This is a genomic window from Flavobacterium sp. W1B (assembly GCF_047344965.1).
GTDB lineage: Bacteria > Bacteroidota > Bacteroidia > Flavobacteriales > Flavobacteriaceae > Flavobacterium.
Map to the genome: position 1 here is coordinate 1,778,294 of NZ_CP178845.1, position 24,633 is coordinate 1,802,926.

A 24,633-nucleotide genomic window follows, 5' to 3' on the forward strand; every position below is an offset into this window, starting at 1 on the left:
TTACATTAATGAGTGATCGCTATAAAGTAAAAGTAAATGATTCTTTTCAATTTGATTTTGATAAAGAGCAAATTTCGCAATTCGACGCTGTAGATACAGGAACCAATAAATTCCATGTTTTGCAGGAAAATATTCCTTATAAAGCGGAGGTTCTCTCGGCTGATTTCAATCAGAAAAAATACATTGTAAAGGTAAATAACAACAGCTACACTGTTGCAATTACTAATGATTTAGACCAACTGATCAAAGAAATGGGATTTGAGGTAGGACTTACTAAACAGGTCAATGCCATCAAGGCGCCAATGCCGGGATTAATCTTAGAGATTAGTGTCATCGTAGGGCAATCCGTAAAGGAAAACGACAGTCTTTTGATTCTAGAAGCTATGAAAATGGAGAACAGTTTCCTTTCGCCACGTGATGGAATTATCAAATCGATTTCGGTGGCCTTGGGAGATGCCGTAGATAAAGGGCAGTTATTAATTGAATTTGAATAAAGAAGGAAGAGAAAAGAACCAAGAAAAAAGACTTCTTTACTCTTGAAGTGAAACGGTCTTTCTTCTTTTAGTCTTATTAAAATATGAAAAAAATATTAGTTGCCAATAGGGGAGAAATTGCCATTAGAGTAATGAAAACTGCCCAAAAAATGGGGATAAAAACAGTAGCCGTTTATTCAACCGCCGACAGAAATGCACCTCATGTGAAATTTGCTGATGAAGCGGTTTGGATAGGGGAATCACCATCAAATCAATCTTATTTATTAGGAGATAAAATTATAGAAGTAGCTAAGTCTTTGGGCGTAGATGCGATTCACCCAGGTTATGGTTTTTTGAGTGAGAATGCTGATTTTGCTGAAAAAGCAGAAGGAAACAACATCATTTTTATTGGACCAAAATCGAAAGCCATCCACATTATGGGAAGTAAGTTGGCTGCCAAAGAAGCAGTTAAAGCATACGATATTCCGATGGTTCCCGGTGTAGACGAAGCCATTACTGATATTGATAAAGCAAAATTGGTGGCTAGCGAAATTGGATTTCCAATTTTGATAAAAGCTTCAGCCGGCGGTGGTGGAAAAGGAATGCGTGTGGTGGAAAATGAAGCGGAATTTGAACCTCAAATGAAAAGAGCGATAAGCGAAGCTATAAATGCTTTTGGCGATGGTTCAGTTTTTATAGAGAAATACGTTGGTTCACCTCGACATATCGAAATTCAAATCATGGCCGATAGTTATGGTAATATCTTGTATTTGTTTGAAAGAGAATGTAGTATTCAGCGTCGTCATCAAAAAGTAGTTGAAGAAGCGCCTTCTTCTGTTTTGACACCGGAATTGCGAAAGAGAATGGGAGAAGCTGCGGTATTGGTAGCAAAATCCTGTGATTATCTCGGAGCGGGAACGGTAGAATTTTTATTGGATGAAAATAATAATTTCTTTTTCCTTGAAATGAATACTCGTTTGCAGGTAGAACATCCTGTAACGGAATTGATCACCGGAATTGATCTGGTAGAAATGCAGATAAAGGTGGCAAGGGGAGAAGCCTTGGGTGTAAAACAAGAAGATTTGCAAATAAAAGGGCATGCTTTGGAACTGCGTGTATATGCCGAAGATCCTATGAATGATTTTTTACCAAGCGTAGGGCATTTGGATGTATATCAATTACCTGTTGGAGATGGAATTCGTGTCGATAATGGTTTTGAACAAGGGATGGATATTCCAATCTATTATGATCCGATGCTTGCTAAGCTGATTAGCTATGGGGAAACCCGTGAAGAAGCAATCCAAGTTATGCTCAAGGCAATAGATAGCTATCTGGTAGAAGGCGTGCAGACAACTTTGCCATTTGGTAAGTTTGTTTTCGAACATGAGGCATTTCGCTCGGGGAATTTTGACACCCATTTTGTGAAAAAATATTATAATGCGGACTTGTTAAAAAACCAATTGGCACAAGAAGCTGAAATTGCAGCTATGATAGCGATGAAACAGTATTTTGAGGATCAAAAAATCGTACGATTACCAAATCAATAAATTATGGAGTCTAAAATAAAAGAATTAAACGATAAAATTGCTCAAGCCCATTTGGGTGGAGGCAAAAATAGAATTGCAAAACAGCATCAAAAGAAGAAGTTAACCGCCAGAGAACGAGTTGATTATTTGATGGATGAAGGCTCTTTTGAAGAAATCGGAATGTTGGTAACCCATCGTACAACTGATTTTGGAATGGAAAAGGAAACCTATTATGGTGATGGCGTTATTACTGGATATGGAACCATTAACGGAAGGTTAGTCTATGTTTTTGCTCAGGATTTTACTGTTTTCGGAGGAGCTTTGTCAGAAACCCATGCCGAGAAAATATGTAAGGTGATGGATATGGCGGTAAAAATGGGGGCACCTATGATTGGGTTAAACGATTCTGGAGGGGCTCGTATCCAAGAGGGAGTTCGCTCTTTGGGTGGTTATGCCGATATTTTTTACAGAAACGTACAAGCTTCGGGAGTGATTCCTCAAATTTCGGCTATCATGGGACCCTGCGCGGGTGGAGCGGTCTATTCTCCGGCTATGACTGATTTTACGATGATGGTAGAAGACACCAGTTATATGTTTGTAACTGGACCTAATGTTGTGAAAACGGTTACCAATGAAACCGTAACTTCTGAAGAATTGGGTGGTGCCAGTACACATTCAACCAAGTCTGGAGTGGCGCATTGTACTTCTGCAAATGATGTAGAATGCTTGGAAGATGTAAAGCGATTATTGAGCTATTTGCCTCAAAGCAATAAAGAGACGACTCAAAAGCTAGCTTATGAACTCAATGATGAGGTTCGTGAGCAACTCGCAGCTATTATTCCTGATAATCCCAACAAGCCTTATGATATGCATAATGTAATAGCTGGAATTATCGATGAAGATTCTTTTTTTGAAATTCATAAAAATTTTGCCGAAAATATCATTGTTGGTTTTGCTAGATTAGGAGGAAGAAGCATCGGTATTGTAGCGAATCAGCCTTTATATTTAGCAGGGGTTTTGGATGTAAACAGCTCGATTAAGGCAGCACGATTTACTCGTTTCTGTGATGCTTTTAATATTCCGCTGTTGGTTTTGGTAGATGTGCCAGGTTTTTTACCGGGAACTGATCAAGAATGGCATGGGATTATTGTGCATGGAGCCAAATTGCTTTATGCATTAAGCGAAGCTACCGTGCCTAGAATTACGGTTATTACGCGTAAAGCATATGGTGGTGCCTATGATGTGATGAACTCGAAACACATTGGTGCCGACATGAATTTTGCTTGGCCAACTGCCGAAATTGCGGTGATGGGAGCAAAAGGAGCTTCTGAAATTATCTTCAAAAAAGAAATTAGCGAAGCCGAAGATCCTGCCGTAAAACTATTGGAAAAAGAAGCAGAATATGCCAATTTATTTGCGAATCCTTATACCGCAGCCCAGAGAGGTTTTGTTGATGAGGTGATTTTGCCGCAAGATACCAGACGCAAACTTTTGAAAGCGTTTAGTATGCTCGAAAATAAAGTGAGTGTTACTCCCAACAGAAAACACGGGAATATTCCTTTGTAGATTTTATAAAAAAAACCAGCATCATCTGCTGGTTTTTTTATAGTTCCTAAATTTTTTTCTGTAAAATTAAATTATGATTTCGTACTGATATCATAAATTGTATTTCTAGTTTTTTCATCCACTATAGCATTGATTTCATTAGGCATATAATGACGTTTGAAAGCGATTATGGTTGCCGAAAGATTTTTTGTTTCATAACCTATAATTCGCAATCCTTGTTCTATGTTGAAGTTTTCAGGAGCAGATGGTAACGGATCACTTGGCCAAATGCCAAATCCGTTTTCTGCCAAGGTTTTCCAAGGAAACAAAGCACTTGGATCTTGTTTTCGCGTAGGGGCAATGTCAGAATGACCAATGATATTTTGAGCCGGAATACTATAGTCTTTTTTAAGTTTACTCAATAATGCTATTAAAGTAGTAATTTGAGCTTCAGAAAAAGGTTCGACTCCATTATTGTCTAATTCAATTCCTATCGATGAAGAATTAATGTCGGTGTTTTTTCCCCAAGAACCATTACCAGCGTGCCAAGCACGTAAATAATCATTTAGCATTTGTACTACGCTACCGTCATCAGCAATTACATAATGAGAACTTACTTGGGTTCTGGTTAAAGTAAATGTTTTTATAGTTTGTTGTATCGAATCTTGTGCAGTATGATGAATGATAACAAAATTTGGTTTTCTTAAATTAAAATTTACAGTGCTAATCCATTCTGTATGGATTCCATTTTGCAAAGCCGTAGATCCTGTTTTTGAAAGAGTATCCTTAAAAGTGTACAATTGTTTAGTGTAAACACTATCTATGGTAATAATTGTTTTGGTTACAGCCGGTAATGGTTCAGGTTCTTTGTTTGAAATTATTTCCTTAAAAGATTTAAGTTTACTATCGTATTCTTTTTCGGTTGCTTTATGTGGATTTGTAGCGCATGAAGTTATTACAATAGCAAGAATCAAGTAACAAATTTGTTTTTTCATATTTTAAAATGCCTTTTTTCTTTCAAAAATAATTATTTTTTCTTCTTCGATTTCTTTGGATTCTTACTGTCTTCTTTAAAAGCTTTGTATTTTGCTTTTTGCTCATCGCTTAAAAACTCATTCATCTTTCTGTCTGTTGTTTCAGAAAGAGCTTCAAATTCCTTCATTAATTCCTCTTGACTGCTTTTTGATTTCAGTAAAGCAGTTTGTGATTTTATACTTTCTGTTAAAACATTTGTGACCGCAATTTCTTGGAGCGCATCAAGTTTTAATTCCGTTTTTAGCTGTTCCATTATTTTATTAACGGTTACTTCAATCGGAATTTCTTTGGGTTGTGATGGTTCCCTATTTTGGCTCATTTGACTCATTCCTCCATTTCTGCCATAGCCATTATTGCCATAACCGTTGCCATAGCCATTCCCGTAACCGTATTGTGCTGAAACAGCAGTTGCAGATAATAATAATGCAAAAACGTACAATATTTGAGTTGTTTTCATATTCAAAGTTTTAAAAAGTATATAAAAATAGAAATTAAAAATTTAAACTGGCTCTCCGTACAAGTCAAATTCAGTTGCTTCAATGATTTTTATCATTGCAAAATCGCCTGTTTTTAGATAATGTTTCGAAGCGTCAATCAAAACTTCATTATCGACATCAGGACTGTCAAATTCTGTTCTTCCTACAAAATGACCACCTTCTTTTCTGTCTATGATACATTTGAAAACTTGGTCTATTTTTTCTTGGTTTAAATCCCATGAAATTTGTGACTGTAATTCCATGATTTCATTTGCACGATCTTGTTTCACAGTATCAGGCACATCATCTTCCAATAAATAAGCATGTGTGTTTTCTTCGTGAGAATAGGCAAAACAACCCATTCTGTCAAATTTCATTTCTTGAACAAAATCTTTCAAAATATTAAAGTCTTCCTGAGTTTCGCCTGGATAACCTACTATTAAAGTAGTACGGATTGCCATTCCTGGGACAGCAGCACGGAACTCTTTTAATAATTTGGTCGTTTTTTCTTGAGTTGTTCCGCGTCGCATAGATTTCAAGATAGAATCCGAAATATGTTGTAACGGGATATCAATATAATTACAAATCTTAGGCTCGCGTTTCATGATTTCCAAAACATCCATCGGGAAACCAGTAGGGAAGGCATAATGCAAACGAATCCATTCGATTCCTTCTACTTTTACTAGTGCTTCTAACAGCTCGCCAAGATTACGTTTTTTATAAATATCAAGACCATAGTAAGTCAGGTCTTGTGCTATTAAGATCAATTCTTTTACACCGTCTTTTGCTAATCCTTCGGCTTCTTTAACCAGTTTTTCAATAGTTTGAGAAACGTGTTTTCCTCTCATCAATGGGATAGCGCAAAAACTGCAAGGTCTGTCGCAACCTTCGGCAATCTTTAGATAAGCGTAGTTTTTTGGAGTCGTTGTTAAGCGCTCTCCAAGCAGTTCATGTTTGTAATCAGCACCCAAAGCTTTCAGTAATTGTGGTAACTCAGTGGTTCCAAAAAACTGATCTACATTTGGTATTTCTTTTTCTAAATCAGGTCTGTATCTTTCCGATAAACATCCGGTTACAAAAACTTTGTCTACCAGTCCTTTTTCTTTTTTATCAGCATATTCTAATATCATGTTTACTGATTCGGCCTTGGCATTATCAATAAATCCGCAGGTATTGATGACAATAATGTTTCCTTCGCTTTCGGCTGGCGCTTCATGTTCAACTTCTTTGCCACTGGCACGGAGTTGCCCCATTAGTACTTCGCTGTCATATATGTTTTTAGAACACCCAAGGGTGATCACGTTGATTTTATTCTTTTTTAAAGACTTGGTTCTCATAGATTTGTAAATTGGAGTGCAAAATTACACTTTTTTATTCAAACTGAACTTGTTTCGGTTTCATTTAGCTGTTTTTTCTGGAGCCAATCCCGCTCCCGAAGCATCGGGTTGCTCAATATTTATCTGCCATAAAGAGACAAGTAAAGATGTTGCTACGATCAGAGTTAAAAAAAATCCGCTTCAATTTGATGAAACGGATTTTTAGATTTGTTTCTTCTTGGATCTATAACTCAAAAAGCAAAGTCAAAGAAACGTTATTGTTGATGCTGTTAATTTTAGCACCATCCGTTAATCCTTGTGAGAAAAACGCTTGTTGCGAATCTCTTTTTGCGTAAGCATAAGATAAATCTAGTTTTGTGGAACCAAAGTTGTAGCCCAAACCACCAGAATAGCCATTTAAATCACCCATTGTAGCGGTGTTTTTGTACGGACTTTGTTCGTAACGGTATCCTGCTCTTAAACTTATTTTTTCAATTTTATATTCTGCACCTATTCTTAATTCACCGGTATTGTCAAGTATGTTATTCATATCAGAGTTAATTGAGTTGAATTCATTTTTAGGTTTGAATTGAGTATTGCTGTAATCTTTCATGGCGTAGTCAATACTTATTAGCCCCGATTTTCCAAAAACATAAGCAAAGCTTCCGGTAAGTTTACTAGGCGTTTGTAATTTATATGGTGCGTAAATGTTGGTAATACGCGGATCTGCAATGTCGTTAGTGTCTCCAGCACCATTTTTGCTGCTTATAGAGCCTAAGCTTTGAGTTAATTCGTCATTCAGGTTATACCAAGTTGATGATTCGTAAGCTAATCCTAAACGAAGTTCATTTGTAACTTTTGCAATAGCACCTAGTTGAAAAGAAAATCCACTTCCATAAGTGTATAATTCGTTTTCAAAGCGCAGACTAGATACGGTATATTCATTTGTCAATGGTGCATTATTGTCTTCGTAAAAGCTTGTGAATTGCCTGAAATCAGTAAAATGAGAATTTAAATTTATACCAATATACAATTTGTCTTTATAAGAGGTAGCGGCGTTGAAGGATAATTTTCCGTTATATCCTTGTGAAGTAATAGTGTTTTCCTGATAATAATTGCCTCCTGCAGGTACATTTGAGTAGTATTGTGTGTTGCCTGGAGTTGCGTTTAGTGGGTCAATAATGAAAGCGTTATATCCTAGATAAGCTTGTTGAGCTGCAAAATTAAGTCTGCCATAGCTTGTGTTTTCGAAATCACTAAAAGGAATTCCGTTGGCATAACTTAAAAAATAACGGTCTACAGAATTGTTTGGATTCTTTCCTGCAGAAAACACAGAATTACTAAAATTATTTGTGTTTTCGTAATTTAAGGCAAATGAGAACTTTTTCCAATCGCTGTTTGAATTTTGGTTTTTAAAAACAAACACACCTCCGGCTTGATTTAAATCAAAGGAGTTGTCTTTTTCACTTGTTTTGGTGCCAAAATAATTGGAGTTGTTTTTTGTATTTAAATTACTTATAGTAAATGCTGCTTGGTTATTAGAAAAAACAGCAGATCCTGCAGGGTTGATGTTTATAGATGATAAATCTCCGCCAAGGGCGCCAAAAGCACCACCCATAGCTTGGAATCGAGCTGTTCCGTTCAGGTTGTTTTGAGCATAGCGCAAAGCATCAGTGATTTCTTGAGATTGAGCTGCGCTAAATGTGAAGCCCGTGAATAATAAGAATAGATATTTTTTCATCTTCTGTTTTGAATAAAGTTTTTATTTTAAGTAAAAAGTATCGTGGATACTTGTATTTAGCCTCTTCTGCCGCCGCCACCGCCAGACGATCTTCCACTTCCTCCTCCAGAATTGCCAGAAGAATTTGATCTAGAAGGAGAAGAATAGTTGTTGCTAGAGTTGTCAGAACTTGAACTTCTGGCTCTAGAAGGAGAAGAATAGTTGTTGTTAGAGTTGTCAGAACTTGAGCTTCTGGCTCTAGAAGGAGCGTAGTTGTCATTTCTGGAGCTGTTTGAACTTGGGGTGTAAGTTCTTGTAGGAGTGTTGCTTTGTTCTCTTGAGCTATTTACGTTGTTTCTTGTTCGAGTATTATAAGAGTTGTTTTGATAGGTGTCTTTTCTTGAAAAAGTAGGACTCGTTCTGTTGCTATTGTTGAAATTAGAAGTTCTTCTCGGACTTGCGTAGTTAGAGTTTCTATTGGTGTTTACTCTGTTTTGCGAGTAATCAGAGCTATAAGTTCGGCTTCTATTTACTGAATTAGTATAAGAAGCACCTCTTCTGCCTGAGCTGTAGGAATAATTACGATTGTTGTAATAATGTCCGTGATTTGTGTAGTAATTGCCATAATATGGAGAATTCCATCCGTAATAACCTGGGTAGCTCCAGCCATAATAAGGATAATTCCATCCAAAATTCGAGTATCCATAATAATAAGGAGAATATCCCCAGTTGTAATTGTTGTAACCCCAACCATAATAAGGGTAGCCTAAATAAGGGTAACCTAGTCCGAAACCAAACGATGAATTCCAATTGTTAGAGTATACGTTGATTTGGGTTTTTGTATGGTTGTTTCCCCAATCGGCATAATCGTAATTTCTCTCTTGACTGTTGTATGAGATACTGTCGTTAACGTTGTAGTTGTCTATGTCGGTAAAAAAATCTTCAGATTGACTATCGTTTTGCAAAGAATTAAAATAATCTTTGTAATAGCCGTTATTTTGGTTGGCTTGTGGTGCGTTTTGTATATTTCGAGTTTCGGTGTATCCGTAAATGCCATCACCATCGTAATAAGAACTATTTTGATAGGAGCCACAAGAAGTCATCAAGATGCTGAAAAACACAATTAAAGGATAGAGTAAAGTTTTTTTGGTGGAAAAAATATTTGTTTTCATATCTATAAGATTTTTTATTGTTGCACATTGCAAAAATAGTTAGTTTTGTGAAACTATTTAGTAAAAAATAATAGCGCAAAATTTGTGCCAAACTATTCAATATGAGTAAGAACCTTACTACAAGATCAGAAGATTATTCAAAATGGTATAACGAGTTGGTTGTTAAGGCTGATTTAGCCGAGAATTCAGGAGTTAGAGGCTGTATGGTTATCAAACCTTATGGTTATGCTATTTGGGAAAAAATGCAAGCAGAGTTAGATAGAATGTTTAAAGAGACAGGGCATCAAAACGCCTATTTTCCTTTATTTGTTCCTAAAAGCATGTTTGAGGCGGAAGAAAAAAATGCGGAAGGATTTGCAAAAGAATGTGCTATCGTGACTCATTATAGATTGAAAAATGATCCTGATAAGCCTGGTAAGTTAATGGTGGATCCTAATGCAAAACTGGAAGAAGAGCTGATTGTGCGACCAACGAGTGAAGCGATTATTTGGTCTACTTATAAAGGATGGGTTCAATCTTATAGAGATTTACCATTGTTGATTAATCAATGGGCTAATGTTGTTCGTTGGGAAATGAGAACCCGATTGTTCTTAAGAACTGCTGAGTTTTTGTGGCAAGAAGGGCATACGGCACATGCTACAAGAAGCGAGGCTATCGAAGAATCAGAGAAAATGATGAACGTATATGCTGATTTCGCCGAGAATTTTATGGCTATACCTGTTATAAAAGGATTGAAGACGGAAACGGAACGTTTTGCTGGGGCAGAGGAGACTTATTGTATAGAAGCATTGATGCAAGACGGAAAAGCATTGCAAGCGGGTACTTCGCACTTCTTGGGTCAGAATTTTGCAAAAGCTTTTGATGTAAAATTTGCTAATGCTGAAGGAAAGCAAGAATATGTGTGGGGAACTTCATGGGGGGTTTCAACTCGATTGATGGGTGCTTTAGTGATGACGCATTCCGATGATAAAGGATTGGTTTTGCCTCCAAGTTTGGCTCCTATACAAGTTGTAATAGTGCCTATTTATAAAACAGACGAGCAATTAGCTGAAATTACTGCCGAGGTGAATGTTTTGATCTCTGAGTTGAAGAAACTTCGTGTTTCTCTTAAGTATGATGATAGAACGACGCAGAAGCCCGGTTTTAAATTTGCTGAATGGGAGTTGAAAGGAGTGCCTGTTCGAATAGCAGTAGGGCCAAAAGATTTAGAAAACGGAACTTTTGAAGTAGCAAGAAGAGATACTTTGACAAAAGAAGTAAAATCTAAAGACGGAATTGCGACTTATATCAGTGATTTATTGGATCAAATTCAAAAAGATTTATTCAATAAGGCATTGGATTACAGAAATAGCCATATTACGGAGGTAAACGATTTTGAAGAGTTTAAAACGGTTTTAAACGATAAAGGAGGTTTTGTATCAGCACATTGGGATGGAACTGCGGCTACTGAAGAGAAGATCAAGGATCTTACCAAAGCGACCATTAGATGTATTCCTTTGGATGGAAAGGAAGAGGCGGGAACCTGTGTGTTTACTGGGAATCCTTCGGTAAGAAGAGTTCTTTTTGCAAAGGCATATTAAAAAAAAAATATTTTTTTTGTCTCTACTATTGCGCTTCTCAAAAATAGTTGTATTTTTGCATCCGCATTAGAGAAGCAGGCCCGTTCGTCTATCGGTTAGGACGCATGGTTTTCATCCATGTAAGAGCGGTTCGATTCCGCTACGGGCTACTATTTTTTTTGCAGATTAAAGTTATCCTGAACTAAGAGGGAAAATGGCCCGTTCGTCTATCGGTTAGGACGCATGGTTTTCATCCATGTAAGAGCGGTTCGATTCCGCTACGGGCTACCAGTTTTTTGAAGATTAAAGTCATCCTGAACTTGAGAAGGATAATGGCCCGTTCGTCTATCGGTTAGGACGCATGGTTTTCATCCATGTAAGAGCGGTTCGATTCCGCTACGGGCTACAATTGAATTGTAATAGATTGAAAAAAACTTAGGAGAATAAGGTCCGTTCGTCTAGGGGTTAGGACGCCAAGATTTCGTCTTGGTAACAGGGGTTCGATTCCCTTACGGACTACAGAAAAAAAATAGTAAAAGATAAAAAAGAAATAAAATGGCAAATCATAAATCAGCTCTAAAAAGAATTAGAAGTAACGAAAAGAGAAGAGTATTAAATAGATACCAACATAAAACTACTCGTAATGCTATTAAAGCATTAAGAATAGCTACTGATAAAGTTGATGCTACTTCTAAATTGTCAAATGTAATCTCTATGATTGATAAATTAGCTAAAAAGAATATTATCCATGATAATAAAGCTTCTAATTTAAAATCTAAATTAACGAAATTTGTTTCTAAATTGTAATTTTACATTTTAGAAAAGTATAAAAAAAAGCTCCTTTTTAAGGGGCTTTTTTTATGCTTTTTTTTTAAGAAACTCATTTTTGAGAACTAAGTTATTTTGAATGTTGTTGTTTTTAAGAGTGTGCTGATTTAGTCTTCTTGATTGATTTTCTTTGTCAAGTAATCAAGCATAGACGGGCTGATTGGTTTTGGTAAAAAATCGATTACCATTGGGTATTTTTTAGCTTTTTCTAAGTCTTCAGGGTCTATTGTAGAGGAGAGGACAACTACTTTTGTTGAATTGTAATCAGAATAATCGGAACTGCTAAAACAATCTAGAAATTCCCATCCGCCCATTACTGGCATGTTTAAATCTAAAAAAATAAATTGAGGCAGTTTTTTTGCTCGGCCTTCGTAAGCGTCCTGTTTGAGTGAGTCATAGTAATGGAGTGCTTCTTCTCCATTTTTGGCTGTAATTATTTCGTGGGAAAAGGATGTTTTTGCAATGGTTTTTTTGCATAACATCAGTGTTATAGGGTCGTCGTCGATAAATAAAATTAAGTCTAACATTGTTATTGGGTTTTAAATGTTAATGTAAATGTGGTTCCTTTATTAACTTCGCTTTTAATATCAATTGCTCCTTCCATGGCTTCAACTTGTGATTTAACAAGATATAATCCTAATCCTTTGCTGTCAGGGTAGTCATGGAATCTTTGATAAAGTCCAAATATTTTGTCTTTATTTCTTTTTAAATCGATTCCGATTCCATTGTCTTTAAAACTCAGTATAACTGAATTCATAGTTTGGATGGCGCTGATTGTTATTTTTAGTGTTTTGTCTGTAGATCTGTATTTTATTGAGTTTGTTAAAAGGTTTAATAAGATGCTTTCTATGTAGGATTTGTTTGCGTTTAAGATAGAAATTTCTCCTATGTTTAATTTTAAGATTGGTTTGTGTAGATTAATTTGAAAAGTAAGTTGATTAAAAACATTTTCAAATACTTCTTTTAGGAGTACAGTTTCTTTTTGGTTCGAAGAATTGTCTTTGATTATCATGACTTTTGTTAAGTCATTGATGGTTTCATTTAGTAAAAAGGTTGATTTGTTGAAGCCTTCCAAAATTTCTTTCAGTTCAGTATCTTCAATAGGTATGTCTTCGATTAAATTTAATAAACCGGTTAAGTTTGATATCGGAGCTCTAAGGTTGTGTGATGTAATGTAGGAGAATTGTTTTAGGTCTTTGTTGTTTCGGGTTAGTTCTTTTATTAGTTGTTCTTTTTCTTTTTCTTGTTTTTTCTCTTCTGTAATGTCTCGTTGTATTGAGATCCAGTGAGAAAGTTCGTTTTCTGAATTGTAAATTGGGATCATCGAGAAGTGTAGCCAGAATTCTTCTTTGTTTTTTTTGCGGCAAATGGCTTCTATTAAGCTTTCCTCTCTATTGTTTATCGTGTTTATTATCTTTCGGATGTCATTGCGGTCGGTATTTGCTGTTTTGAGAATATCGGGAGATTTGCCGATGACTTCGTCAAATGTATATCCTGTCATTACTGAAAATGCCGGGTTTACATAAACTATTTTAGGGAGGCTTCGGTTGTTGAAGTTGGCTTCGGTGATGATTATAGCGTCTTTGGTTTCGATAATTACGGTTTCGAGTAGTTTGAGTCGTAATTCTTCTTCTTTTTGTTTGGTTACATCTTGTATGGCTCCAATCATTCGAATGGCTTTCCCATTTTCATCTTTCAGAAGAAAACCTCTGTCTAGAACGTATTTATAAGAGTTGTCTGAGCATTTGAATCGGTATTCATCTTGCCAATTGTCGGTTTTTTGCTCTATAAAAGAGTATAGTTTGATTGACATTCTTATACTGTCTTCTGGGTGAATGTTTTCGAACCACCATTTAGAGCTGTCTCCGACTTGATTTTCGTCATAGCCGAAAATGCTTTTTATTCCTTTGTTCCAAAAGAATTTGTCTTCTTGAATTTTCCAGTCCCAAATTGTGTCACTTGTTGCCTTTGCTACAATGTCGTATTTTTCATTCGACTCCTTGATTTCGTCGTTCGTGTCTTTGAGTTTTTTGAAGATAGTGTTGCTTCTTCTTTCGTTTTTTGATAGTATGTATTTGTATGTTAGTCCGGTAAATAGGACTAGAAGGATGTCTTTTGAAAAACTATAGATTCTGAAATTGGCAAAAGTGGAATGTTTTAATGATAGTTTGTGAAAAATAATAACTGCAAATAGAGCAATTAATAAATACACTATGGTTATTTGATTGGATTTGTTTTTCATTACTCAAATGTAATTAATTAATGCCAATTAAAAAATACCATCAGAGACTTATTTTATAAGTTTATATTGTCAATTTGTTTGTCTAATGGGTTAACAATATGGAAACTATTGAAGAAAAGTATTTTGTATTAAAAAAAATTGTACATTTGCGCCCATTAAAAAACTCAGATGGAATCTATAAGAAATATTGCAATTATTGCCCACGTCGATCACGGTAAAACAACAGTGGTAGATAAAATTATGTATCACTGTCAATTATTTCGTGACAATGAAAACTCAGGTGATTTAATCCTTGATAACAACGACTTAGAGCGTGAAAGAGGTATTACTATTACATCTAAAAATGTTTCTGTTCAGTATAAAGGAACAAAAATTAATATTATTGACACTCCTGGTCACGCCGATTTTGGTGGAGAGGTAGAGCGTGTTTTGAACATGGCTGATGGAGTTTGTCTACTTGTAGATGCTTTTGAAGGACCAATGCCACAAACTCGTTTTGTATTGCAAAAAGCTTTAGACCTTGGTTTAAAACCTTGCGTAGTTATTAATAAAGTAGATAAAGAAAACTGTACTCCTGAAGAAGTTCATGAAAAAGTTTTTGACTTAATGTTTGAATTAGGTGCTACTGAAGAACAATTAGATTTTCCTACAGTTTACGGTTCAGCTAAAAATAACTGGATGTCGGATGATTGGAAAATTCAGACTGAAAATATTGAGCCGTTACTAGATATGGTTCTTGCTAACGTTCCAGCTCCTAAAGTATCAGAAGGAACGCCACAGATGTTAATTACATCTTTAGATTTCTCTGCTTTTACAGGTCGTATTGCTATTGGTCGTCTTGAAAGAGGTGTTTTGAAAGAAGGTATGCCAATATCTTTAGTGAAAAGAGATGGTACAATTTCAAAATCTCGTATTAAGGAATTACATACTTTTGAAGGACTTGGTCGTAAGAAAGTACAAGAAGTAATTGCAGGTGATATTTGTGCAATTGTAGGTGTTGAAGGTTTTGAAATTGGTGATACTATCGCTGATTTTGAAAATCCTGAAGGTTTAAAATCAATTGCTATTGATGAGCCTACAATGAGTATGTTGTTTACAATTAACGATTCACCTTTCTTTGGTAAAGAAGGTAAATTTGTAACTTCTCGTCATATTAGAGAACGTTTGACTAAAGAATTAGAGAAAAACTTAGCAATGAAATTAGGTGAAACTGATTCAGCTGATAAGTTCATGGTTTTTGGTCGTGGTGTATTGCACTTATCTGTTCTTATCGAAACAATGAGAAGAGAAGGTTACGAACTACAAATTGGTCAACCACAAGTTATCATCAAAGAAATTGATGGTAAAAAATGTGAGCCAATTGAGGAATTGACAATTGATTTACCAGAAAACCTTTCAGGTAGAGCGGTAGAGTTTGTTACTATCCGTAAAGGAGAAATGTTGAGCATGGAAGGTAAAGGTGATCGTATGATTATAAAATTCAACATTCCATCTCGTGGAATCATCGGATTGCGTAATCAATTGCTTACTGCAACTGCAGGTGAAGCAATTATGTCACACCGTTACATAGGATATGAGCCTTTCAAAGGAGCAATTCCTGGAAGAAACAATGGTTCATTAATCTCTATGGAAAACGGAAAAGCGATTCCTTATTCTATCGATAAATTACAAGATCGTGGTAAATTCTTTGTTAATCCAAATGATGAAATTTATGAAGGTCAAGTAATTGGAGAAAATTCACGTAGCGATGATATGTGTGTAAACGTAACTAAGGCTAAGAAACAGTCTAACGTACGTTCTTCTGGAAATGATGAAAAAGCAAGAATCATCCCTCCAATTATTTTCTCTTTAGAGGAAGCTTTAGAGTACATCCAAAAAGATGAATATGTAGAGGTAACTCCAAAATCTATTCGTTTGAGAAAAATTTATTTGACTGAAACAGATAGAAAAAGATTTAAAATCTAATTCTTTTATATTTTATACTAAAAAAGCCATCCGCAAGGATGGCTTTTTTTATGAATTCAAAAAGGGAATAAGAATTATTTCCTTTTTGAATTTTATCTTTTTAAACTAAAATGACCTTTGGCTTCTCTACCATCTTCTAATTTCACAGTATACCAATAATCATCTGTAGGCAAAGGTTGTCCGTTAAAAGTTCCATCCCATCCCTGATTTGAAGGATTTATTTGTTTGAGCAGTTTTCCATAACGATCAAATATATAAATAATTGATTTTGAATTGAAATTGGCAGTTACGCCTTTTATATTCCAATAATCATTATAACCATCGCCATTTGGGGTGAAAAATTTTGGAGCGCCAATGACTGCAATAGTTTTGCTGACAGTGCCGCAGCCATTCTTGTCATTGATAAATACGTCATGAATTCCCGAAGGTACATTATCAAAAAAATTAGAGTCTTGAAACGGGCCGTTTGCCCCGTCAATGCTATATTCATAGTTACCTTGACCAGAAATATTTACAGTTACCGTATTTATATCTGTCAAATCTGAGATAATTATAGAATCGATATGGGCTATATCTGAGGCCGTCACTTTAATTGTCCTGATTCTGCTACAGCCAAAACGCGTTGAAACTTCAACTTTATAAGTACCTTCGGTATTAACGTTTATTGTTGGTGCTGTTTCACCGGCTATAATTGTATCGTCTTTCCACCAAATGTAGCTATAGTCATTCGTTGGCGAACCATCATTGATTCCAGCATCAAGTTGTACAAAAAAGGAGGGAAGATTGGAGCAAACTAATTTATCTTTGCTATGATCTTCGTTGGTATCTATATTGGGTTTTGCATTAACAGTTAAGGTTATATGTGGTCCCAATCCGTAGCAAGCATTATCGAGTGTGCTCTCAACTCGAATCCATATTCTCTGTTGATTTGGGTAACCAATATTTCTGTAATTAGTTGTATTGGTAATTTCATTTGATTCTGCCAATGCATCGGCTTCATCTCTGTAATATTTTATCGTATATAAAGTGCTTGAACTAAGATAATTTGTTTTTATATCATCCGTTACGGAGCTGAAATCAAATGTTGCAACTCCATCTTTGTCATCGTTTATAGGATCTATGAAATCATCACATTCAGAAAAGGAACTTGTAAAAGTATTTGGAATTTGAGTCGTTGATACAATTAAATTTAATTGAGCGACTTTGGTACAACCGTTTTCGTTTTCTACTCTAGCCCACGCAATTCCATTAGCACTTGAATAAGCTGTTGGATTATTTATGAAAAAGTTAGAATCTGAATTATTTGCTCCTGAAAAAGTGGTATAATAAGTAAAGCTTTCATTAGAATAATTAGTCGAAATAGAGCTGTTTTTTTCGGTTAGATTGAAGTCTGTGATTCCATCGGCATTATCGTCACATTGGATGATTGATGTTGTATTAACATTAGGTAAAGGATTAATAACTAAACTTGTTTCGGCTGATATTAGGCCGCATGAATTTCCTGTTTTGTTTAATTGAACACGATATTTATAACCATTCATAGCGTTTTTTACATTCGTTATGGATAAAGTATTTGTCGTAGCGCCGGAATAAGTTGCATTGTTTGTTATATTGTTCCAAGTAGTTGCATCTGTTGAAAGTTGCCATTGGTAGGAGTTTCCGCCGTTATCTGCTAAAGTAATAGTTGTATTTTGAAACTCGCATGTTGGCGGTGCTTGCGGTTGTGTGCTAATAACTATTGGTGCGGCAATTATGTAATTATTGTTTGGAGTGGTATAACCCAGACTGCTGCTAACTTTGCCATTTGCATTTCGAGTTATAGGACTATTTCCTAATAAACCGTCGCCGTCAGGATCTAGGAAACCGGCTTCAATAACATCAAAACATAGATCACCATCGCTGTCAAGGTCAATATAGTTAAAAGTCCCATCTGCGTCAGTATCCGCAATTGGTTTTTTCAAAATTCCGCTATCTGGATTCGTTTCTAAATCGTCAAAAAGTCCATTTGTACCGAAAGAACTCGGAATTCCATTAATTTTTCCGTCAAAGTCGGCATCAATGGCATCATTTCCGGATTCTGTGACATCATAAATTCCGTCATTGTCACTGTCTAAATCCAAATAATCAGGAAACTGGTCTTGATCCGTATCTATCGGTATAAATCCGGGTTCAAAAGCATCATCAAGACCATTTTTGTTAGAATCAATTCCCGAAAATATTTTTGGATTTTTCCCCTGCGCTTCGATTGTGTCGGGAATTCCATCATTATCACTATCAATATCCAAAAGATTTTGAATTCCATCGGAATCGGAGTCAATCATTAAAAAGTGTTCTATACCAAATGTTGCTTTGTTACTATTGGATTCGGATAAATTAGTGTGCGAAAAAGTAATTGAATTGGTCAAATAAGATTGGAATTTAAAGGAACCAGTTCCGGGTAATAATGGCACTGTATTTTTTAAACGGAAACGAATTTCAAAAGAAGAAAACTCTTTCACGCCACTTTCATATATGCCATCGTAATTGGTGTCTATCAATAATTGGTCATTGGGATCGGTAACGGTTATGGTTTTATCGGTAGGGACTCTTAGTATAAAATCCCCGTCACTGTTCAGATAATCTGTAATTGCCGTAGTTTGATTGGGATTACCTTGAGAAATATAACTAAACGTCACTATTTCAGGTTGGTTGAAGTTTAGAGTGTAGTTTATTGTTTTGTCTTTTCCTGCCGGGACTTCAGAAACAAATCCATAAAGCGGATTACCAACGATATTTCCGGATCCATTTATTAAACCACTATATTCTGAGCCTAAAACGGGGTTAGATTGGTTAATTAATATATGGGGTGCTTCATATCGGTTAATGATACCATCGTTATCTAAATCAATATCGATATTGTTGTTTACTCCGTCATTGTCAGAATCATCGGGGCAATTGCTAACCGGGATTTTATCTGAGAATACTGTCGAACCACAGCCTGAAATACTACCTTTTACCTGATAATATCCAGCTTGGGTAGGAGTGTAGGAGTTTAAATTTGCACCAGTAATGGGAATGTCATTAAAATACCATTGAAAGGTATCGTAAGATGACAAAGAATTTATTTTTAAGGTGATATTTGGAATACATGAGGAGCTGTTCAACGAAATTTTATCGGAAACAATTTCTGGTTTAGTATCAAAACCGGAATAATAGCCTCCATAAGTTGCCGCTCCATTAGTTCCAAAATAAGATACATAAACTTGTTTAGTTGATTTTATACTTACGTTCCCGGATAATCCACTAACAGTGTAATATGCAAAACTGGCATTTCCATTTATGCTTATAGGGTCTGCCGTAATTGGGTTGTCATTAATTAAAACTGTAGCACCAATTTCAGTTACCACATTTATGCTTCCAGTAAAAGATGTAGTTCCTATTAAATTGATAAAAGGAATGTTGTTGACAGTATTTGGTGTAGCACAATTTATCGGAGGAACAAAAAATAAGTTTTGATTGGCTGGACTTAGAGTGCCTCCTATGCTTTGATAGGCAAAAATATTCTCGGATGATGTAACATACAAATTACCATTACTAAATTGTGATCCATCTAAAGCTATGAATTCTCCCGCATTTAGGGTACTTATAGGAGTGGGATTTCCATTGGTGTAAATCTTAGTATTGTTTTTATGCGCAATTAATAATACACGCTCCAACTCATCGGTTCCGTTTCCTTTAATGAAAATGTATTCTTTACCCGTTTTATCGAATGAGACGATTTGGTCAAATCCCACATCTCTGCCTGTTGGGCCAGTTGAACCATCTTGTAATCGACCAACAAGCGTACTATTACTCCCTCCAAATGATCCGGAATTGACTACTACAGGCTTGTCTGATTCAACCAAAGCACCAATCATTTTAGAGCTGTTTGAAGGGGTAGTGTTTGTATTGTTATCCATTGCGAGAACATAGCTCTCATTTTTGTTTAAAGTAACTATTATTGGTCCGTTGATGGTAGAACCATCTGAGAGAATTGTGCCGTTTGGAATATTCGAAATAGTAATTTTTGTACCGTTTTCCGTAGATAAGATAGAGGCAAAATTCAACAGAGTACTGTCAAATAGTGGATTTAACATCGCACCTAATCGGAATGTGTTGCCCAAGGCACTATTTCCTTTAGATACCAATCCTCCGGCATGATTGTAAGTACCCTCTTGGTTCAGAGCGGAATTAACTCTAACACTAACATAAATTAAGTCTTCAGCTTCAACTACAAAACCTTTATTTGTTAAAATCCCAATAGTGTTTTTTGGAGTCAATAGCTGTGTATTTGAACCTTGTCCAATAGTATGCCTATATGGCGCATTATTATTAACTGTTCCCGTAATTGTGTTTCCACCAATTGCTATGATCTTAAAATTAACATTTATGGTACTTGGAGTTGAAATGTATATATACTGATCAGCTGCTAAATTGCTAGTACAAGTTAACGGCGGAATATAATGTGTTTTACTAAATTGGGCAAAGCAGCTTATCGATAAAAAAGTAAATATGATGAGTAATTTTTTTTTCATTTGCTAAAAATAGCAAAATAATTCTTATCTTTTTAACGAAAAATTTCCTTTAATGCTTTTTCCATCTGCAAAATTTATGATAAACCAATAATCATCTGCCGGTAGATTGTATCCATTAAAAGTACCGTTCCATCCTTGGCTTGTTGAATTAAGCTGTTTTAATAATTTTCCATAACGATCAAAAATGGTAATTGTAGCTTTAGGGAATAAATCCAGATTTTTGATAATCCATAAATCATTAAAGCCATCGCCGTTTGGAGTAAAAAAACGAGGGTAGTCTAATACATAAAATAGATAAGGATTTGAAAGGCCACAACCGTTCTTGTCTCGGGCGTAGGCATAATAAGTTCCGGCAGCAATACCTTCAAATTTGGGATTATCTTGAAAATAGGAGCCATCAAGCGAAAATTCATAATCACCTATTCCCGTATATTCAATCAGGACAGAATTTTGATTTCCGGCAAAATCATTTATTTTGGTACCGGTTATTGTCGCTATTTCAGAAGCTAAAACATGGAATTTTTTTGTTGCTTCACAGCCATTTGTGCTTGTTACTTTTACAAAATAATCTCCTGGACTTTGTACGCTAATCTCATTTGTTGTTTCTCCGGTATTCCATAAATAGCTTAAAAAACCTGCATTTACGGAAATATTTAGATTGCTATCAGTACATAAAGCGATATTCTCATCTTGAAAATTTGGAGGATAAAATGAATTTACAGCCAGATTAACAGAAATAATTCCATAACAATCAGATCCGTTTAGAACCCGAGCATATATGGTTTGCTGGTAGGGAATAGTGTTTTTGAAAAGAGTAGCCAATCTGTTTTCATCAAGATAAGCATCGGTTGAGTTTAAATAAAAATAGACATAAATATTGTTTCCTATATTTGAAAAATTATCCGAAGTTGCGATTGTCATCAAGTCAAATTGATAGATTCCATCATTGGTTCCATCATCATCGCAAACTATTATCGGCGCTAGTGGTGCAATAATTTGGTTCGAAATCCCGAGGGTCAATTGGGCATAATTGGCGCATCCGAAGCTATCCAAAACTTTCGCAATTACAATTTGATTGCTTGATTTGTTCGTATAGCTATTCGGATTAAGAATTTTGTTTAGACCATTTTGGGCATCTGCCAATGTTTCAAAATAACTAACTTGGCTTAAGCCAGAATTATTATTTTTTATGATAGCATCTGTTTTTGTCAAATCAAAAACTGCAATTCCATCACCATTTTCATCACATTGTATTAGGCTTGCATCATTCAACACAATTTCGGGTGTGAATTCGACTTTTATTTCACCAGAAGCAATGCAGTTTACGCTTCCTAATTCTACTTCAACCCTATAAGTTCCTGCTTCTGTAGCTTGATAAGAAGGACTCGTTTCGCCGGGAATTGGTGTTAAGGAATTGTCTTTATACCATTTGTAAATATAGCTTGGAGATAGTTTAGTATCAATGATAAAGTTTTCGCCAAAACAGATTGGATTATTGGGAGCAATTCGATCGGGACCTAAATCAATTTTTGAGGTGAAACTACCCGCCTCGATAAAAATGGCAGAATCGTAATAATTTCCGCCTTGATCAGCAATCACTAATTTTATATGATAGGTTTTTCCAGGAACAACGACCGTTTGCGCATTCATGACGACGGTTTGACCAGCGTAATTTATCGGACTGGTATTGGTTGAACTTGTATTTAAGCTGCCAAAATAAGCCTCATTTTCCGCAGGGCAGCCAGGTCTTGTACTTGAGGTACCATTGAAAGTAGGAACTAATGGATGAACATTTTTTGAGGATACCGGAATAGTTGTGTTGGGGAGTACAGCTAAATTTTGATAGGTAGTTGTCCCAATTTCTTTTATCAAAAAGGCAAAACCATCCGAATAATTACAAGGGAAATCGTCTAGGTATTCATTGGAAGCGAATAAATAATTAAAGCTAATTACATTTGTTATCGCTGTAAAATTAAATTCTAGAACAGTTGCATTAAAAGTATTTGTAATACCCAATGCTTGTTCCAGATCAGAATCGCCTAGCCAGTTTGTGTTCCCACTTTTAGGGCCGTTTGCGGGTTCTCTCATAAAAGGCCCTGGAGAATATATACTACTCCAAGTGCTTAAAACAATACCTTCATTAAAAGGAAAACTACCGCCTTGATTATTAAAATATCCAAAACTATTTTTACCAGAAGTAAAATTATCTCCATTTATATTTTCTCCAGAAATACTGATGCAAGAACTATTATTGGTTAGTATTTTTGTAAGATCAATTGCATTTTTAGTATCATCTACGCTGATAGATTGTGCATTTACAATGGTAGTAATGCAGCCAAAAAAGATCCAAAATAAAATTATTTTTACAGATTTCATAGCATCACAAAGATACTATAAATCTCTGTTTTTCAACATTTTGAAAGACATAAAGATGAATATGAAAGTCCATACTAAGACAATAAGTATCGATGTGAAATGAACATCATAATCTTTTAAATTATCTACTCCAATTTGTTTTCCTAGGTTTTTAACTACAGATAATCTGGAAAAAGGTTCGACAATTAGATTAGACATGGATTCCAAAGGGAAAAATTGCGTTATATAAGATGCCGTTTTACTGTCTGGAAATATTTTAAATGTCAAAATGCCTTTAGTAATCCATTCGAGGATATTCCAAACAAATAGGAAGCCAAGCGCAAATGCGGAACGTTTTACCAATATACCCAAGAATAAACAGAAGGAAAAAAAGCCAACTAATTTTATAAAGAAAGCAACCAGATATCCTAATTCAGAGAAAACGATACTTAACTCGGTATATGAGGAGAAGCTAAATCCCAATATTAGACTCATGATAAAAACAAAGAGAGTCGAGCAAAATGCAAATAATACTACGGTAAGGAATTTAGAAAGAATAAATTCCTGTTTACTCATTCCATCAATTAGATTTTGTTTTAAAGTTCCGTAGCTGTACTCATTAGCCATCATTGAAACGATGACTATGGCTAAAAATAATTTTAAAATAGAGGCGATATAAGTATTAAAATGCCAAATAAAAGGGAAATTAAATATACCCATTTCGGCAAGATGGAATTTAAAAATACCAAGATCAAATTTTATGGATGCTATTAATGCTATAAAGGAAAGTAAAATGAAATAAGCCAAAGTCAAAACACGGCTTGCCTTATTCATCCAGATTTTTTGTAATTCTATAGAGAGTAATCTTTTCATGTTTACTGGTTTTTAGATGTTGGATTAGAATTGTTTGTCAATTTTAAAAATTGCTCTTCAAGGCTGTTTTTGCGTTTTACTAAATGTCCTAAATTGATATTTCTTTCAAAAAGGAATTTATTCAGATCAGCAGCTTCTAATTCACTTTTTAAATAGACCAACACTTTTTCTTCTCCCTCTTTGACCCTCTCAATGGCAGGATGTGTTTTTAAAACGGCTATCAAATTTTGAGTATCTTCAGATTGCAATTCAAAAAAACCTTCGTTTACCGAGATGTCATCGACTAAGCCGGCATATAAAATTTCGCCTTTTCTTAAAACGACAACATGCGTACATACTTTTTCAACCTCGTCCAATAAATGAGATGCCAGAAGGATGGTTGTTCCTTTGCTAGCAATTTGTTTAATAATATCCCTAATTTGATGAATTCCTTGTGGATCTAATCCATTGGTTGGTTCGTCCAGAATTAATATTTCAGGATCGTTCAATAGGGCAGATGCAATCGCTAAGCGTTGTTTCATTCCTAATGAAAAACTACTGAATTTGCTGTCTTTTCTTTCGATTAAGCCCACCAATTCCAGTTTTTCCTGAATTTTGTTATAATTGATGTTTTTTATTTTACATACTAGCTGCAGGTTTTCCTGCGCCGTCATGTAAGGATAAAAATTAGGTCTTTCTATAATCGCTCCCACTTTTTTCAAAGCTTCGTGGGTTTGCATTTTATTATCAAACCAGCTGTATTCTCCCGAAGTCTTATTGACTACATTTAAAACAATTCCTAATGTTGTCGATTTTCCGCTTCCGTTTGGGCCTAAAATACCATATACATTACCTTTCTTTATGTCGAAGGTTATATTTTTTAAGGCCTGCAAACTGCCATAGCGTTTGTTAAGATTTTTAATAGAAAGAATGGTTTCCAAAATGTTAGCTTTTTTAGTTTTTTATAGGACGAACAAAATAGAAAATTGTTACTCTTAAATTCTATTTAGTTTGAA

Annotated in this window: 17 protein-coding genes and 4 tRNA genes; 10 read left to right on the forward strand and 11 right to left on the reverse strand. The window is 35.3% G+C overall.

Annotation, left to right across the window (positions count from 1 at the left end; genetic code table 11):
- The first annotated feature begins 8 nt into the window (after window positions 1–8).
- From ACMDB5_RS07725 to ACMDB5_RS07735, 3 genes are all read left to right on the forward strand, one after another.
- Window positions 9–494 carry an acetyl-CoA carboxylase biotin carboxyl carrier protein subunit gene (locus tag ACMDB5_RS07725; RefSeq protein ID WP_413997684.1) on the forward strand — a complete coding sequence of 162 codons (486 nt, stop codon included), beginning with the start codon at window positions 9–11 and terminating at the stop codon, window positions 492–494.
- An 83-nt stretch (window positions 495–577) separates the two neighbouring features.
- Window positions 578–2,020, forward strand: coding sequence for an acetyl-CoA carboxylase biotin carboxylase subunit (accC, locus tag ACMDB5_RS07730; RefSeq protein ID WP_413997685.1), 1,443 nt, complete (start codon window positions 578–580; stop codon window positions 2,018–2,020).
- 3 nt (window positions 2,021–2,023) lie between these two features.
- Window positions 2,024–3,565: an acyl-CoA carboxylase subunit beta gene (locus tag ACMDB5_RS07735; protein ID WP_413997686.1), complete on the forward strand. Its 1,542-nt coding sequence runs from the start codon at window positions 2,024–2,026 to the stop codon at window positions 3,563–3,565.
- A 71-nt stretch (window positions 3,566–3,636) separates the two neighbouring features.
- Here ACMDB5_RS07735 and ACMDB5_RS07740 read toward each other — a convergent pair whose 3' ends face one another.
- From ACMDB5_RS07740 to ACMDB5_RS07760, 5 genes are all read right to left on the reverse strand, one after another.
- Window positions 3,637–4,539, reverse strand: coding sequence for an N-acetylmuramoyl-L-alanine amidase (locus tag ACMDB5_RS07740; protein ID WP_413997687.1), 903 nt, complete (start codon window positions 4,537–4,539; stop codon window positions 3,637–3,639).
- Window positions 4,540–4,571: 32 nt separating this feature from the next.
- Window positions 4,572–5,036: a hypothetical protein gene (locus ACMDB5_RS07745; protein ID WP_413997688.1), complete on the reverse strand. Its 465-nt coding sequence runs from the start codon at window positions 5,034–5,036 to the stop codon at window positions 4,572–4,574.
- 42 nt (window positions 5,037–5,078) lie between these two features.
- Window positions 5,079–6,392 (reverse strand): 30S ribosomal protein S12 methylthiotransferase RimO, encoded by a 1,314-nt coding sequence (gene rimO / locus ACMDB5_RS07750; protein WP_413997689.1) that lies wholly within the window; start codon window positions 6,390–6,392, stop codon window positions 5,079–5,081.
- A 223-nt stretch (window positions 6,393–6,615) separates the two neighbouring features.
- Window positions 6,616–8,112, reverse strand: coding sequence for an OmpP1/FadL family transporter (locus ACMDB5_RS07755; RefSeq protein WP_413997690.1), 1,497 nt, complete (start codon window positions 8,110–8,112; stop codon window positions 6,616–6,618).
- A gap of 56 nt (window positions 8,113–8,168) precedes the next feature.
- Entirely contained in the window at window positions 8,169–9,263 is a 1,095-nt protein-coding gene (locus ACMDB5_RS07760) for a hypothetical protein (protein WP_413997691.1), read from the reverse strand.
- A gap of 101 nt (window positions 9,264–9,364) precedes the next feature.
- Between ACMDB5_RS07760 and proS the strand changes: the two genes are divergently transcribed.
- From proS to rpsT, 6 genes are all read left to right on the forward strand, one after another.
- Entirely contained in the window at window positions 9,365–10,843 is a 1,479-nt protein-coding gene (gene proS / locus ACMDB5_RS07765) for a proline--tRNA ligase (protein ID WP_413997692.1), read from the forward strand.
- A 77-nt stretch (window positions 10,844–10,920) separates the two neighbouring features.
- Window positions 10,921–10,992: transfer RNA gene (locus tag ACMDB5_RS07770), tRNA-Glu, on the forward strand.
- Between the two features lie 46 nt (window positions 10,993–11,038).
- Window positions 11,039–11,113: transfer RNA gene (locus ACMDB5_RS07775), tRNA-Glu, on the forward strand.
- A 43-nt stretch (window positions 11,114–11,156) separates the two neighbouring features.
- A tRNA-Glu gene (locus ACMDB5_RS07780) sits at window positions 11,157–11,228 on the forward strand.
- Between the two features lie 41 nt (window positions 11,229–11,269).
- Window positions 11,270–11,341, forward strand: a tRNA-Glu gene (locus ACMDB5_RS07785).
- Between the two features lie 36 nt (window positions 11,342–11,377).
- Entirely contained in the window at window positions 11,378–11,629 is a 252-nt protein-coding gene (gene rpsT / locus ACMDB5_RS07790; protein WP_040473828.1) for a 30S ribosomal protein S20, read from the forward strand.
- Window positions 11,630–11,757: 128 nt separating this feature from the next.
- On the opposite strand, the gene ACMDB5_RS07795 is transcribed toward rpsT, so the two are convergent.
- Both ACMDB5_RS07795 and ACMDB5_RS07800 read right to left on the reverse strand, forming a co-directional pair.
- Window positions 11,758–12,177 carry a response regulator gene (locus ACMDB5_RS07795; RefSeq protein WP_413997693.1) on the reverse strand — a complete coding sequence of 140 codons (420 nt, stop codon included), beginning with the start codon at window positions 12,175–12,177 and terminating at the stop codon, window positions 11,758–11,760.
- A 2-nt stretch (window positions 12,178–12,179) separates the two neighbouring features.
- The gene (locus ACMDB5_RS07800) at window positions 12,180–13,892 is read right to left on the reverse strand and encodes a PAS domain-containing protein (RefSeq protein WP_413997694.1); all 1,713 of its coding nucleotides are present in this window, start codon (window positions 13,890–13,892) and stop codon (window positions 12,180–12,182) included.
- A 168-nt stretch (window positions 13,893–14,060) separates the two neighbouring features.
- Here ACMDB5_RS07800 and typA point away from each other — a divergent pair, with 168 nt between their 5' ends.
- The gene (gene typA, locus ACMDB5_RS07805) at window positions 14,061–15,857 is read left to right on the forward strand and encodes a translational GTPase TypA (RefSeq protein ID WP_413997695.1); all 1,797 of its coding nucleotides are present in this window, start codon (window positions 14,061–14,063) and stop codon (window positions 15,855–15,857) included.
- 92 nt (window positions 15,858–15,949) lie between these two features.
- Here typA and ACMDB5_RS07810 read toward each other — a convergent pair whose 3' ends face one another.
- The 4 genes from ACMDB5_RS07810 to ACMDB5_RS07825 are packed head-to-tail and all read right to left on the reverse strand — an operon-like array spanning window position 15,950 to window position 24,558.
- A complete protein-coding gene (locus tag ACMDB5_RS07810) occupies window positions 15,950–20,410 on the reverse strand; it encodes a T9SS type B sorting domain-containing protein (protein ID WP_413997696.1) in 4,461 nt (1,486 codons plus the stop codon).
- 24 nt (window positions 20,411–20,434) lie between these two features.
- Window positions 20,435–22,786, reverse strand: a complete 2,352-nt coding sequence (locus ACMDB5_RS07815) for a choice-of-anchor L domain-containing protein (protein ID WP_413997697.1) — start codon at window positions 22,784–22,786, stop codon at window positions 20,435–20,437.
- Window positions 22,787–22,801: 15 nt separating this feature from the next.
- Window positions 22,802–23,638, reverse strand: coding sequence for an ABC transporter permease (locus tag ACMDB5_RS07820; protein ID WP_413997698.1), 837 nt, complete (start codon window positions 23,636–23,638; stop codon window positions 22,802–22,804).
- A gap of 2 nt (window positions 23,639–23,640) precedes the next feature.
- Window positions 23,641–24,558, reverse strand: a complete 918-nt coding sequence (locus ACMDB5_RS07825) for an ABC transporter ATP-binding protein (protein WP_413997699.1) — start codon at window positions 24,556–24,558, stop codon at window positions 23,641–23,643.
- Window positions 24,559–24,633 lie beyond the last annotated feature (75 nt).

Excerpts from the sequence above, each read along its gene's own strand:
- accC (WP_413997685.1), top strand. The coding sequence starts at position 578 with ATGAAAAAAATATTAGTTGCCAATAGGGGAGAAATTGCCATTAGAGTA.
- ACMDB5_RS07755 (WP_413997690.1), bottom strand. The coding sequence starts at position 8,112 with ATGAAAAAATATCTATTCTTATTATTCACGGGCTTCACATTTAGCGCA.
- ACMDB5_RS07740 (WP_413997687.1), bottom strand. The coding sequence starts at position 4,539 with ATGAAAAAACAAATTTGTTACTTGATTCTTGCTATTGTAATAACTTCA.
- rimO (WP_413997689.1), bottom strand. The coding sequence starts at position 6,392 with ATGAGAACCAAGTCTTTAAAAAAGAATAAAATCAACGTGATCACCCTT.
- ACMDB5_RS07795 (WP_413997693.1), bottom strand. The coding sequence starts at position 12,177 with ATGTTAGACTTAATTTTATTTATCGACGACGACCCTATAACACTGATG.
- rpsT (WP_040473828.1), top strand. The coding sequence starts at position 11,378 with ATGGCAAATCATAAATCAGCTCTAAAAAGAATTAGAAGTAACGAAAAG.
- ACMDB5_RS07735 (WP_413997686.1), top strand. The coding sequence starts at position 2,024 with ATGGAGTCTAAAATAAAAGAATTAAACGATAAAATTGCTCAAGCCCAT.
- ACMDB5_RS07810 (WP_413997696.1), bottom strand. The coding sequence starts at position 20,410 with ATGAAAAAAAAATTACTCATCATATTTACTTTTTTATCGATAAGCTGC.
- proS (WP_413997692.1), top strand. The coding sequence starts at position 9,365 with ATGAGTAAGAACCTTACTACAAGATCAGAAGATTATTCAAAATGGTAT.
- ACMDB5_RS07815 (WP_413997697.1), bottom strand. The coding sequence starts at position 22,786 with ATGAAATCTGTAAAAATAATTTTATTTTGGATCTTTTTTGGCTGCATT.
- typA (WP_413997695.1), top strand. The coding sequence starts at position 14,061 with ATGGAATCTATAAGAAATATTGCAATTATTGCCCACGTCGATCACGGT.
- ACMDB5_RS07820 (WP_413997698.1), bottom strand. The coding sequence starts at position 23,638 with ATGAAAAGATTACTCTCTATAGAATTACAAAAAATCTGGATGAATAAG.
- ACMDB5_RS07745 (WP_413997688.1), bottom strand. The coding sequence starts at position 5,036 with ATGAAAACAACTCAAATATTGTACGTTTTTGCATTATTATTATCTGCA.
- ACMDB5_RS07725 (WP_413997684.1), top strand. The coding sequence starts at position 9 with ATGAGTGATCGCTATAAAGTAAAAGTAAATGATTCTTTTCAATTTGAT.
- ACMDB5_RS07760 (WP_413997691.1), bottom strand. The coding sequence starts at position 9,263 with ATGAAAACAAATATTTTTTCCACCAAAAAAACTTTACTCTATCCTTTA.
- ACMDB5_RS07800 (WP_413997694.1), bottom strand. The coding sequence starts at position 13,892 with ATGAAAAACAAATCCAATCAAATAACCATAGTGTATTTATTAATTGCT.